9 protein-coding genes are annotated in these 12,641 nt (G+C 62.5%); 4 read left to right on the top strand and 5 right to left on the bottom strand.

What is annotated here, in order from left to right; translation table 11 throughout:
• Positions 1 to 3 precede the first annotated feature (3 nt).
• The 4 genes from J3P94_RS22700 (at position 4) to lpxC (ending at position 4,460) form a co-directional block, all read left to right on the top strand.
• Positions 4 to 870, top strand: a complete 867-nt coding sequence (locus J3P94_RS22700) for a cell division protein FtsQ/DivIB (protein ID WP_434569734.1) — start codon at positions 4 to 6, stop codon at positions 868 to 870.
• A gap of 15 nt (positions 871 to 885) precedes the next feature.
• Entirely contained in the window at positions 886 to 2,145 is a 1,260-nt protein-coding gene (gene ftsA / locus J3P94_RS22695) for a cell division protein FtsA (RefSeq protein WP_058542749.1), read from the top strand.
• Between the two features lie 97 nt (positions 2,146 to 2,242).
• On the top strand, positions 2,243 to 3,436 hold the full coding sequence (ftsZ, locus tag J3P94_RS22690; protein ID WP_305496634.1) for a cell division protein FtsZ: 1,194 nt from the start codon (positions 2,243 to 2,245) through the stop codon (positions 3,434 to 3,436).
• Positions 3,437 to 3,548: 112 nt separating this feature from the next.
• Entirely contained in the window at positions 3,549 to 4,460 is a 912-nt protein-coding gene (gene lpxC, locus J3P94_RS22685) for a UDP-3-O-acyl-N-acetylglucosamine deacetylase (protein WP_030139673.1), read from the top strand.
• Positions 4,461 to 4,591: 131 nt separating this feature from the next.
• On the opposite strand, the gene J3P94_RS22680 is transcribed toward lpxC, so the two are convergent.
• The 5 genes from J3P94_RS22680 to J3P94_RS22660 form a co-directional block, all read right to left on the bottom strand.
• The gene (locus J3P94_RS22680) at positions 4,592 to 6,076 is read right to left on the bottom strand and encodes a sensor domain-containing diguanylate cyclase (protein WP_434574280.1); all 1,485 of its coding nucleotides are present in this window, start codon (positions 6,074 to 6,076) and stop codon (positions 4,592 to 4,594) included.
• Positions 6,077 to 6,304: 228 nt separating this feature from the next.
• A complete protein-coding gene (locus J3P94_RS22675; protein WP_434569733.1) occupies positions 6,305 to 7,684 on the bottom strand; it encodes a heavy metal sensor histidine kinase in 1,380 nt (459 codons plus the stop codon).
• The gene (locus tag J3P94_RS22670) at positions 7,659 to 8,333 is read right to left on the bottom strand and encodes a heavy metal response regulator transcription factor (protein WP_434569732.1); all 675 of its coding nucleotides are present in this window, start codon (positions 8,331 to 8,333) and stop codon (positions 7,659 to 7,661) included. The genes J3P94_RS22675 and J3P94_RS22670 overlap by 26 nt, the downstream gene beginning before the upstream one ends.
• 9 nt (positions 8,334 to 8,342) lie before the next feature.
• Positions 8,343 to 11,456: a multidrug efflux RND transporter permease subunit gene (locus J3P94_RS22665; RefSeq protein WP_434569731.1), complete on the bottom strand. Its 3,114-nt coding sequence runs from the start codon at positions 11,454 to 11,456 to the stop codon at positions 8,343 to 8,345.
• On the bottom strand, positions 11,453 to 12,610 hold the full coding sequence (locus J3P94_RS22660) for an efflux RND transporter periplasmic adaptor subunit (protein ID WP_434569730.1): 1,158 nt from the start codon (positions 12,608 to 12,610) through the stop codon (positions 11,453 to 11,455). Before J3P94_RS22660 ends, J3P94_RS22665 begins: the two co-directional genes overlap by 4 nt.
• Positions 12,611 to 12,641 lie beyond the last annotated feature (31 nt).

Genomic DNA, 12,641 nt, shown 5'->3' with positions numbered 1-12,641 from the left:
GCCATGCAAGGCGCATCGCTTCGTCATCAGCCATCCGCACCCGGTCGCAAGCCGGTGCCGCGGGGTGCCAGCCGAATGGTGGCCAAAGAGCCGATGTCGGCGCGCTTGCCGAAAGCCAATTTTGGCTTTCTCAAGAGCCTGTTCTGGCCGGTGATGCTGGTGGTATTGGGGTTCGGCACGTATGAAGGCGCGCAGCGGCTGCTGCCTTATGCCGATCGGCCGATCGCCCGGATCAACGTCCAGGGTGACCTGAGCTACATCAGCCAGCAGGCGGTGCAGCAGCGGATCGCTCCGTTCGTCGCGTCGAGCTTTTTCACCATCGACCTGGCGGGCATGCGCACCGAGCTGGAGCAGATGCCCTGGATCGCCCACGCCGAAGTGCGGCGGGTATGGCCGGACCAGGTGTCGATTCGTCTGGAAGAGCAGTTGCCGGTGGCCCGTTGGGGCGACGAGTCGCTGTTGAACAATCAGGGCCAGGCGTTTACGCCACGGGAACTGGCCAATTATGAACATTTGCCACAACTGTTCGGTCCACAGCGGGCCCAGCAGCAAGTGATGCAGCAATACCAGGTGTTGAGTCAGATGTTGCGCCCACTGGGCTTCTCCATCGCGCGCCTGGAATTGCGTGAGCGCGGCAGCTGGTTCCTGACCACTGGCGCGGGCAGCTCGGGGCCGGGCATCGAGCTGTTGCTCGGGCGCGGCAACCTGGTGGAAAAGATGCGCCGCTTCATTGCCATCTATGACAAGACGCTCAAAGAACAGATTACGAACATTGCGCGCATCGATCTGCGCTACGCCAACGGCCTCGCTGTTGGCTGGCGGGAACCTGTAGCGCCGACGACGGCCGAACCCGCCGTCGCGAAGAATTAAGAAGAGGCAGGACCCATGGCAAACGTGCAAAGCGGAAAAATGATCGTCGGTCTGGATATCGGCACTTCCAAGGTGGTAGCGCTGGTAGGCGAGGTCGCGGACGACGGCACGCTGGTCATCGTCGGGATCGGTACACACCCGTCCCGTGGCTTGAAGAAAGGCGTGGTGGTGAACATCGAGTCCACCGTCCAATCGATCCAGCGCGCCATCGAAGAAGCGCAGCTGATGGCCGGTTGCCGGATCCACTCGGCGTTCGTCGGTGTCGCGGGCAATCACATCCGCAGCCTGAACTCCCACGGCATCGTGGCGATTCGGGACCGTGAAGTCAGCTCCGCCGACCTTGAGCGCGTACTCGACGCGGCACAGGCCGTGGCGATTCCGGCCGATCAGCGGGTGCTGCACACCCTGCCGCAGGATTACGTGATCGATAACCAGGAAGGCGTACGCGAGCCTCTGGGTATGTCCGGCGTACGCCTGGAAGCCAAGGTCCACGTGGTCACCTGCGCCGTGAACGCCGCGCAGAACATCGAGAAGTGTGTGCGTCGCTGCGGCCTGGAAATCGACGACATCATCCTCGAGCAACTGGCTTCGGCCTACTCGGTGCTGACCGACGACGAGAAAGAACTCGGCGTGTGCCTGGTCGACATCGGCGGTGGCACCACCGACATCGCGATCTTCACCGAAGGCGCCATCCGCCACACGGCAGTGATCCCGATTGCCGGCGACCAGGTGACCAACGACATCGCCATGGCGCTGCGCACCCCGACCCAGTACGCCGAGGAAATCAAGATCCGTTACGCCTGCGCCCTGGCCAAGCTGGCCGGTGCCGGTGAAACCATCAAGGTGCCGAGCGTCGGCGACCGTCCGCCGCGCGAATTGTCGCGCCAGGCCCTGGCCGAAGTGGTCGAGCCGCGCTACGACGAACTGTTCACGCTGATCCAGGCCGAACTGCGCCGCAGCGGCTACGAAGACCTGATCCCGGCCGGCATCGTGCTGACCGGCGGTACGTCGAAGATGGAAGGCGCGGTCGAGCTGGCCGAAGAGATTTTCCACATGCCGGTGCGCCTGGGCGTGCCCCATGGCGTCAAGGGCCTGGATGACGTGGTGCGCAACCCGATCTATTCGACTGGTGTGGGCCTGTTGATGTACGGCCTGCAAAAGCAGTCCGACGGGATCTCGTTCTCAGGCATCGGCAGCCGTGACAGCTATAGCAGCGAAGAGCCCAAGGCACCGCTGTTCGAGCGGCTCCAGGCTTGGGTGAAGGGCAATTTCTAAACGATTTCAGATTCAGGCGTCGGGTTTCAGGCCCGGCGTTGCAAGACGGCAACAAACGCAGTAGGCGAAAAAACTAGAGAATGAAAGGAGAGGGAAAATGTTCGAACTCGTAGACAACATCCCCGCCAGCCCGGTTATCAAGGTAATCGGTGTCGGCGGTGGCGGCGGCAACGCTGTCAACCACATGGTCAAGAGCAACATCGAAGGCGTTGAGTTCATCTGCGCCAACACCGATGCTCAGGCGCTGAAAAACATCGGCGCCCGGACCATCCTCCAACTCGGTACCGGCGTGACCAAGGGCCTGGGTGCCGGCGCGAATCCCGAGGTTGGCCGTCAGGCTGCCCTGGAAGATCGCGAGCGCATCGCTGAAGTCCTGGCTGGCACCAACATGGTGTTCATCACCACTGGCATGGGCGGCGGTACCGGTACCGGTGCAGCGCCGATCATTGCCGAAGTGGCCAAGGAAATGGGCATCCTCACCGTTGCGGTGGTGACCCGTCCGTTCCCGTTCGAAGGCCGCAAGCGCATGCAGATCGCCGATGAAGGCATCCGCGCGCTGAGCGAAAGCGTCGACTCGTTGATCACCATCCCCAACGAGAAGCTGCTGACCATCCTCGGTAAGGACGCCAGCCTGCTGTCGGCTTTCGCCAAGGCCGATGACGTACTGGCCGGTGCCGTTCGCGGTATCTCCGACATCATCAAGCGTCCGGGCATGATCAACGTCGACTTTGCCGACGTACGCACCGTGATGTCCGAAATGGGCATGGCGATGATGGGCACCGGCTGCGCCAGCGGTCCGAACCGTGCACGTGAAGCCACCGAAGCGGCCATCCGCAACCCGCTGCTCGAAGATGTGAACCTGCAGGGCGCCCGCGGCATCCTGGTAAACATCACCGCCGGTCCGGACTTGTCCTTGGGCGAGTACTCCGACGTGGGCAGTATCATCGAGGCGTTCGCTTCCGACCACGCGATGGTCAAGGTCGGCACCGTTATCGATCCGGACATGCGTGACGAACTGCACGTGACCGTGGTTGCCACTGGCCTGGGCGCGAAAATCGAGAAACCGATGAAGGTGATCGACAACACCGTGCAGACCGCCATGGCTTCGCAGCCACAGCAGCAAGCTGCCGCTCGTCAGGAAGCTCCCGCGGTGAACTACCGTGACCTGGACCGTCCGACCGTCATGCGCAACCAGGCCCAGGCCGGTGCTGCGACTGCCGCGAAGATGAATCCGCAAGACGATCTGGATTACCTGGACATCCCGGCATTCCTGCGTCGTCAGGCCGATTGATGGAATGTATCAGGGGTATACGGGTGATTGGTGTTCAGCAAAGGTCTGGTCTGCTATCATCGCCAGCCTTTGTTGATACCAGTTCGCAATTTGCGCTGAAGCGGCCCATGCCATGATTAAACAACGCACCCTGAAGAATATTATCCGTGCCACAGGTGTCGGCCTGCACTCCGGCGAGAAGGTCTATCTGACCCTCAAGCCCGCGCCTGTCGACACCGGCATTGTGTTTTGTCGTGCCGACCTCGACCCTGTGGTGCAGATTCCTGCTCGCGCGGAAAACGTTGGTGAAACCACTATGTCGACCACGCTGGTCAACGGTGACACCAAAGTGGACACGGTGGAGCATTTGCTCTCGGCCATGGCTGGCCTGGGCATCGATAACGCCTACGTCGAGCTCTCCGCGTCCGAAGTCCCGATCATGGATGGCAGCGCCGGACCTTTCGTATTCCTGATTCAATCGGCTGGCCTGGAAGAGCAGGACGCGGCCAAGAAGTTCATCCGCATCCTGCGGGAAGTGACAGTGGAAGACGGCGACAAGCGCGCCACTTTTGTCCCTTTCGAAGGTTTCAAGGTGAGCTTCGAGATCGATTTCGATCACCCGGTTTTCCGTGACCGCACCCAGAGCGCAAGCGTGGATTTTTCCAGCACTTCGTTCGTTAAAGAAGTCAGCCGCGCCCGTACCTTTGGTTTCATGAGTGATATCGAGTACCTGCGCAAGCACAACCTCGCACTCGGTGGCAGTGTGGAAAACGCGATCGTGGTCGATTCCGATGGCGTGTTGAACGAAGACGGCCTTCGTTATGAAGACGAATTCGTCAAACACAAGATCCTCGATGCAATCGGCGACCTCTACCTGCTGGGCAACAGCCTGATTGGTGAGTTCAAGGGCTTCAAGTCCGGCCACGCACTGAACAACCAGCTGCTGCGCAAGTTGATTGAGCAGAAAGACGCTTGGGAAGTCGTGACGTTCGAAGACGCCAGCACCGCACCAATCTCTTACATGCGCCCTGTAGCGGCCGTGTAAGCAAAAAACCTCTCTAGTTTTTTAAGGGCTGCCTTCGGGTGGCCTTTTTTTATGGCTGGGTTTTATGTCGGCTGCGAAAGGCTTTTGTGGCGAGGGAGCAAGCTCCCTCGCCACAAAAGCAGGAGCAAGGCTTACATCGCACAAACAACTCGATTACGCCCGCTGGCCTTGGCCTGGTAGAGCGCCTTGTCGGCGGCGAGCAGCAACGCCTCAAGTTCGTTGTAAGGCCCGTTCGCCCACGTAGCGATGCCGATACTGACTGTCATGGTCAATTCACCGGGCAGTTGCTCAACGGCTTCGCGAATGTTTTGCGCCATGGTGAACGCTCCTGCGGTCGTCGTCTCCGGCAGCACCACCGAGAACTCTTCACCGCCATAACGCGCCGCCAGGTCGGCCGGTCGGCGCACGTACCCGCCGATCAGTTGCGCCAGGGTTCGTAACGCCTCGTCACCGCGCTGGTGGCCCAGGCGATCATTGAGCGCCTTGAAGTGGTCGGCATCGATCATCAGGATCGACAACGGTTGACCGGAGCGCTGGGCGCGCAGCCACTCCAGTTGCAGCGTCTGGTCCAGCGTCCGGCGGTTGGCCAGGCCTGTCAGCGGGTCGACGGATGCCAGCAGGGCCAGTTCCCGTTCAGCGGTGTGCCGGCGTCTTAATTCCCGACGCAGCAGCCAGGTGAGCCAGAGCAAGCTGAAGCACAGCGCGCCCGTGGCGCCACTGACCAGCAGCGCCGTGCGTTGCCATGACGCGAAAACCTCTTGGGAAGAGAGCGCGACCACGACGACCAGCGGCAGATTACCTACCTGGGAAAAGGTGTACAGCCGCTGCTTCTGATCCACGCTGGACACGCTGGTAAAACTGCCATCGCCTTCGCGCAGGATCCGCACGAAGTTCGGTCGGCTGCTGAAATCCTTGCCGATCATGTCTTCGGCCAGAGGCGGCTCCTGAGCCAACAGGATCCCGTCGCGGCTGACCAGGTTGACCGTGCCGCCATGGCCGATGTTCAAGCTCTTGAAGAGCTGGCTGAAGTAGCCCAGGCGCATTGCAGCCTCGGCCACACCCATGAACTCTCCCCGGTCGTCGTTCAAGCGGTAGCTGAAGCTGATGCGCCAATCATGCGGACTGCTCCGGGCCCGGAACGGACGGCTGATCTTCATGCCCGGGCCCGGATCCTTCAGATGGGACTGGAAATATTCCCGATCGGCGTAATTGCCCTTGCGCGGTTCGACCGAAGCGGAATCGGCGACCACGTCGCCGCGCTTGTCGAGCAGCAATATGTCGCCTTTATAAGGGGCTGCGGTGGCGCGGTCGAACAGGGCGAGGTGGCGGATCGTTGGCGAAACGTCCTGGAGATCCTGGCGTTTCGCTGCGGCAATCAGGCCTTGCAGCGAAAGATCGTAGAGTTCGACATTGCGCAGTACGTCGGCGTCGATCAACTGCACAATGTTGCTCGCCGCGCGCGTCGCTGCCTGCTGCGCGCTGGCGTGTTCCCGGATCAGCAGGAACGTCACGATAGCTACGATGGCGATGACAACCAGCGAGCTGGCCAAAACGAGTACCCGTTCCGAACGTATCGAAAGCGGGATGTTGCCGGGTGTTGCACTGCTCGTGCTCATGATTCCGATCTGCATTGTCATGTGGCTGGGATCCTTCCCATAGGCTGCTCATCTTTAACAACGGATGACTGGCATCAGACAATGCTGGCCTTTTGCAAGATTGTGCTTGTGACACTGGAATTGAGCAATCCACATCGTGGCTTATTGCATGGACATCGAGGTTGGATGGACTGCCGACTTCGCGAGCAGGCTCGCTCCCCCAGTGTTGTCCTTGGGCGGGCTTGCTCCTCAGGCCGGCAAGCGGATCCCGAAGGTATTGGCACCACGGTCGCTGCGCACGAATACATCGCCGCCGTGCATGAGCGCAATCGCCTTGACGATGGCCAGGCCCAGGCCGTGGTTGGCGCCACTGTTGCTGCGGGAGACGTCGACCCGGTAGAAGCGCTCGAACAGGCGCGGCAGGTGTTCGCCGGCGATAGGCTCGCCGGGATTGGTGACGCCCAGGGTGACCTGGTCGCCGGTGGCTTCGATGTCCACGTCGATCACCTGGCCGGGCGCGGTGTGCTGGACGGCGTTGCTCAGCAGATTGATCAAGGCCCGGCGCAGGTGGGCGATCTCGATACTGGCCTGGGCATCGCCGCTGACGCGAACCTGGACCTGGGCGTCTTCGAGGATGAAGTCCAGATAATCAAGGGTGGTTGCCACCTCATCGGCCAGGGAGGTCGTGGTCAGCTTGGTGGCCTTGCTGCCCTGGTCGGCGCTGGCCAGGAACAACATGTCGTTGATGATCGAGCGCAGTCGCTCCAGCTCTTCGAGGTTCGATTGCAGCACTTCGAAGTAATGCTCTGCCGAGCGCCCACGGGTCAACGCCACCTGCGTCTGGCCGATCAGGTTGGTCAGTGGCGAGCGCAGTTCATGGGCCACGTCGGCATTGAATGACTCCAGCCTTGAATACGCCTGCTCGACGCGGTCCAGGGTTGCGTTGAAGGAACTGACGAACTGATTGAGTTCCGGTGGCAGCGGCGACAATTGCAAGCGCCCGGTGAGCCGGGGCGGGGCCAGGCGCCGGGCTTCGTCCGACAACTTGATGAGTGGCTTGAGGCCGATGCGCGCCACCCAGTAGCCCAGCAACGAGGCCAGCAGCACGCCGACGATCGCCAGGCTCACCAGCGCGACCAGCAAACGATGCTGAGTCTGGTAGAAGGTCTCGGTGTCGATACCGATCATGAACCGTAGCGGCGGCCGCTGGTCCTTGGCCGGGAACTGGCTCACCAGCACTTTCATCGGGTAATGCTGCGTCGCCAGCTTCAGGTCACGTTTGCCCAATGGACCTGCGGCGAAGGCACGGATCTGTGCATCGGGGTTACCGTATTCAAAGCGCGGGTCATCGCTGACGATCCAGAAGTGGATGCGTTTGTCCTCTTCGCCGAGCAAGCGCAGCTTGTTGTTGATCTTGACCCAGTGCTCCGGCGTGCCATAGCGGCCGACGGTGGACTCCAGCACGCTGTAGCGGGCGTCGAGCTCCGCCTCCGGCAACAGGCCGAGACCTTTTTCGACCTGCTGGTACAAGCCGCCGCCAATCAACAGGAACACCAGCGCCGCCACCAGCGTGAACATGCCGCTCAGGCGCAGGGCGATGCTGTTACTCACCGCGATTCTCCAACACATAACCCATCCCTCGGATGGTATGCAGAAGCTTGTGCTCGAAAGGCCCGTCGAGCTTGGCCCGCAGGCGTTTGATCGCCACTTCGACGACGTTGGCGTCGCTGTCGAAATTGATGTCCCAGACCATTTCGGCAATCGCGGTTTTCGAAAGGATCTCGCCTTGGCGGCGAGCCAGCACGCTGAGCAGCGAAAACTCCTTGGCGGTCAGGTCCAGGCGCTGCCCGGCGCGGCTGGCCTTGCGGCTGATCAGGTCGATCCACAGGTCGGCGATGCTCACCTGCACCGGTTCATGGCCGCTGCTGCGGCGGGTCAGGGCTTGCAGGCGGGCCACTAGCTCCAGGAACGAAAACGGCTTGCCCAGATAATCGTCGGCGCCATCGCGCAGGCCCTTGATGCGATCTTCGACCCGTTCGCGGGCGGTGAGCATGATGACCGGCGTCTGCTTGCGGGCGCGCAGGGCCCGCAGCACGCCAAAGCCGTCGAGGCCCGGCAGCATGACGTCGAGCACGATCACCGCATAGTCGCTTTCCAGGGCCAGGTGCAGCCCTTCGACGCCGTCCCCTGCCACGTCCACGGTGTAACCCTGTTCGGTCAGGCCGCGGTGCAGGTAGTCGGCGGTTTTTTCTTCGTCTTCGATGATCAGAACGCGCATGGCCCGGCCTCAGTCTGCATTTGCCAGCGCCGCCGTCGGCGCAGAACCGGGTCGAGGCGCGGGCCGATGAAACAATCGCTCCAGCCACAAGTATATGACCGGGGTGGTGAACAGCGTCAGTGCCTGGCTCACCAGCAGGCCACCGACCACCGCGATGCCCAGTGTTTGGCGCAACTCCGCGCCGGGGCCATAGCCGAGCATCAGCGGCAGGGCGCCGAGCAGGGCGGCCAGGGTCGTCATCATGATCGGACGGAACCTCGTCAGGCAGGCCTGGAAAATCGCTTCCTGCGGCGCCATCCCGCCGTTGCGCTGGGCATCGAGGGCGAAGTCGATCATCAGGATGCCGTTCTTCTTGACGATGCCGATCAGCAGCACCAGGCCGATCAGCGCCATGATCGAGAAGTCCTGGCCCAACAGCCAGAGCATGATCAACGCGCCGAGGCCGGCCGAGGGCAATGTGGAGATGATCGTCAACGGATGGACGAAACTCTCGTAGAGCACGCCGAGGATGATGTACACCGCCACCAACGCGGCGAGGATCAGCCACGGCTGGCTTTTCAGCGAACTCTGGAACGCCTGGGCCGCGCCCTGGAAGCTGCCGGTGATGGCGGCGGGCATGCCGATCTCGTTCTTGGCCTGGTCGAGCAGGCGCACGGCATCCCCCAGCGCCACGCCCGGTGCGAGGTTGAACGACAGGTTGGCGGCCGGGAACATGCCGTCGTGGGCAATCGACAGCGGGCCGTTGGTCGGTGCGTCGAAGCGGGCGAGGGCCGAGAGCGGGACCATTTCCCCGCTCAGCGGCGAGCGCAGATAGAAATACGCAAGGCTTTCGGCCTTGCCGCGTTGCTGGGTGTCGAGTTCCAGGATGACGTTGTACTGGTTGGTCTCGGTCTGGAATTCATTGATCTGCCGCTGGCCGAAAGCGTCGTAGAGCGCCTGGTCGACATCGCTGGCGGTGAGCCCGAAACGCGCCGCCGCGCTGCGGTCGATGTTGATGTGGGTGATGCTGCCGCCCAATTGCAAGTCGTTGGAAATGTCGCGAAATGCCGGAATGCTGCGCAGCTTGTCGGTTAGTTTCTGCGTCCAGGCGTTGAGGGTCGGCCCGTCATTGCTCTTGAGCACGTATTGATACTGCGCGCGGCTCGGGCCGGAGCTGAGGTTGATGTCCTGTCCGGCCCGCAGGTACAGCACAACGCCGGGAATCTTCAGCAACTTGGGGCGGATCCGGTCGATGAAGCCGCTGGCCGATACATCGCGCTCGCCCCGAGGCTTGAGGGCGATCCAGAAACGGCCGTTGGCGATGGTCTGGTTGTTGCCCGAGACGCCGACGGAGTGCGAGAAGGTCTGCACTGCCGGGTCGGCGGCGACGATCTCGGCCAGGGCCTTGTGCTTGGCCACCATGTCCGGGAACGAGATGTCGGCGGCCGCCTCGCTGGTGCCCAGCACCAGGCCGGTGTCCTGGACCGGGAAGAAACCCTTGGGGATGAACACGTAGCCCACGACCGCGAGGGCGAGGGTCAGGCCGAACACGCCGATCATCAGTTTCTGGTGGGCCAGGGCCCGGCGCAGGCCGCGTTCGTACCAGCCGAGCAAGCGCTCGCCGAAACCCGGCCTGGCCTGCGCGTGATGTTTCGGGGCGCGCATGAACAAGGCGGCCAAGGTCGGCGCCAGGGTCAGGGACACCACGACGGAAATCAGGATGGTCGAAGTGGCGGTCAGGGCAAATTCCTTGAACAACCGCCCGACCACGCCGCCCATGAACAGCAGCGGAATGAACGCCGCCACCAGCGAGAAACTGATGGACACCACCGTGAAGCCGATTTCCCCGGCGCCCTTGATCGCCGCCTCGCGCATGCCATCGCCGGCTTCCAGGTGCCGGTGGATGTTCTCCACCACCACGATGGCGTCGTCCACCACGAACCCCACCGAGATGACGATCGCCACCAGGGTCAGGTTGTTGAGGCTGAAACCCATCACATACATCAGCGCGAAACTGGCGGTCAGCGACACCCCGAGCACTGCCGAGACGATCAATGTCGCCGAGAGCTGGCGCAGGAACAGCGCCATCACCGCCACCACCAGCAGCACCGCGATCAGCAGGGTGATTTCCACTTCATGCAGCGAAGCGCGAATGGTCTGGGTGCGATCGATCATCACCTTGACCTGTATGGCGGCCGGCAGCATGGCTTCCAGGGTTGGCAGCGCCGCCTGGATGCGGTCGACCGTCTCGACGATGTTCGCCCCCGGCTGGCGGAAGATCACCAGGTTGACGCCGGGCTGGTCGTCGGACCAGGCCTGCACGTAGGCGTTTTCCGAACCGTTGACGACTTTGGCGATGTCCTTGAGATGGACCGGTGCGCCGTCCCGGTAGGAAACGATCAGCTCGCCGTATTCCTCCGGCTTGAACAGCTGGTCGTTGGTGGACAAGGTGGAAATACTCGACTCGCCATACAGCGCGCCCTTGGCCAGGTTGAGGCTGGCCTGCTGCAGGGACTGGCGAATATCGGCGAGGGTCAGGCCGATGGCGGCAAGCCGGTCGGCCGAGGCCTGGACCCGGATCGCCGGCCGCTGCTGGCCGGTGATATAGATCTGTCCAACACCGTCGATCTGGCTGATCTGGCGGGCGAGCAGCGTCTCGACGTAATCACTCAGTTCGGTGCCTGGCATCAGGTCGGAGCTGATGCTGAGAATCAGCACCGGGCTGTCGGCCGGGTTGACCTTGCGCCAGGTCGGCAGGTTCGGCATGTCATTGGGCAGCTTGCCGGCGGCGGTGTTGATCGCCGCCTGCACTTCCTGGGCGGCGGTGTCGATGCTCTTGTCGAGACTGAATTGCAGGGTCAGGTTGGTCGAGCCCAACGCACTGCTTGAGGTCATCTGGGTAATGCCGGGAATGGCGCTGAATTGCACCTCCAGTGGGGTCGCCACGGACGATGCCATGGTTTCGGGACTGGCGCCGGGCAGTTGGGCGTTGACCTGGATGGTCGGGAATTCCGCCTCGGGCAGAGGCGCGACGGGCAGGCGGGGAAAGGCGATCAACCCCAGCAACACCAGGGCGAACGTCAGCAGCACCGTGGCGATGGGGTGGTCGATACACCACGCCGATATCGAGCCGCGGCCCTTCATGGCTGCGCCTGCCCGGTCTTGGCGAGGGCGGGCGGATCGCTGAGCACCTGGACACTGGCGCCGGGCTTGAGGCGTGACTGGCCGTCACTCACCAGCTGATCGCCGGCGTTCACGCCTTTGATGATGTGCCTGTCGCTGTCCTGGTAAACCATTTGCACCGGCACGCTTTCGACCTTGTCACCCTTGACCCGATAGACGAAATGTTGCTCCAGCCCGCGTTGGACCACGGTGGGCGGCACTACCAGGGCGCCCTTGTCGATGGCGGTCTGGATTTTCAGCGTCACCAGTTGCCCCGGCCACAGCCGTTGCGCGGCGTTATTAAATTCGGCCTTGGCCCGCAGGGTTCCGGTGTTGGTGTTGATCTGGTTGTCGATGAGGCTGAGCCGTCCCTCGCCGAGCAATTCCCCGGTCGCGCCGTCGGCCCCGATGTAGGCCTTGACCAAGGCCTGGTCCGGGGCGGCGATCAATCGCTGCAGGGTCGGCAGCATTTGCTGGGGCAAGGAAAACTCTACGGCGATCGGGTCGATCTGGGTCACCGTGAACAGGCCTTCGGTGTCGCTGGTGCGCAGGAAGTTGCCTTCATCCACATTGCGAATGCCGACGCGACCGCTCACCGGTGAGCGGATCTGCGTGTAGGACAGCTGCACCTGCGCCGAATCGATGGCCGCCTGGTTGCCCTGGGCAGTGGCCTTGAGCTGGTTGACCAGCGCCTGTTGCTGGTCGTAGGTCTGCTTCGATACGCCGTCATCGACGCTCAGCAGCTTGTAGCGCTTGAGGTTGACCTGGGCCACGGCCAGTTGCGCCTGGCTCTCGCTGAGCTGGGCGCGGGCCTGGTCGAGGCTGGCGCGGATCGAACGATCATCGATGGTCGCCAGCAGGTCCCCCTTCTTGACCAGTTGCCCTTCCTTGACCAGCAGCCTGGTGAGGATGCCGTCGATCTGCGGACGGATCACCACGCTGTGCATCGACAAGACCGTGCCGATGCCGCTGGCGAAGCGCGGCACATCCTGCTCGACAACGCTTATCACCTTCACTGGCACGGCGGTGGAAGCACTGGGTTTGCTGGCGACGGGCTTCATGATGAACCAGAGGGCGAGGGCGGCCAGGGCGATCAGTAACGCGACGAGCAGGACGGTTTTTTTCTGGATAGGCATGAACGTGAAACGCCGGTTCGGGACGGAGGAT

It is taken from the genome of Pseudomonas sp. Z3-8 (assembly GCF_051131975.1).
Lineage (GTDB): Bacteria > Pseudomonadota > Gammaproteobacteria > Pseudomonadales > Pseudomonadaceae > Aquipseudomonas.
The sequence above is the reverse complement of the archived record's forward strand: the minus strand, read 5'-3'. Positions and strand labels throughout refer to the sequence as shown.

Bases quoted from the DNA above. Each gene is read 5' to 3' on its own strand.
- J3P94_RS22670 (WP_434569732.1), bottom strand. From the start codon at position 8,333: ATGCGCGTTCTGATCATCGAAGACGAAGAAAAAACCGCCGACTACCTG.
- lpxC (WP_030139673.1), top strand. From the start codon at position 3,549: ATGATTAAACAACGCACCCTGAAGAATATTATCCGTGCCACAGGTGTC.
- ftsZ (WP_305496634.1), top strand. From the start codon at position 2,243: ATGTTCGAACTCGTAGACAACATCCCCGCCAGCCCGGTTATCAAGGTA.
- ftsA (WP_058542749.1), top strand. From the start codon at position 886: ATGGCAAACGTGCAAAGCGGAAAAATGATCGTCGGTCTGGATATCGGC.
- J3P94_RS22700 (WP_434569734.1), top strand. From the start codon at position 4: ATGCAAGGCGCATCGCTTCGTCATCAGCCATCCGCACCCGGTCGCAAG.
- J3P94_RS22675 (WP_434569733.1), bottom strand. From the start codon at position 7,684: ATGTGTTGGAGAATCGCGGTGAGTAACAGCATCGCCCTGCGCCTGAGC.
- J3P94_RS22665 (WP_434569731.1), bottom strand. From the start codon at position 11,456: ATGAAGGGCCGCGGCTCGATATCGGCGTGGTGTATCGACCACCCCATC.
- J3P94_RS22680 (WP_434574280.1), bottom strand. From the start codon at position 6,076: ATGAGCACGAGCAGTGCAACACCCGGCAACATCCCGCTTTCGATACGT.
- J3P94_RS22660 (WP_434569730.1), bottom strand. From the start codon at position 12,610: ATGCCTATCCAGAAAAAAACCGTCCTGCTCGTCGCGTTACTGATCGCC.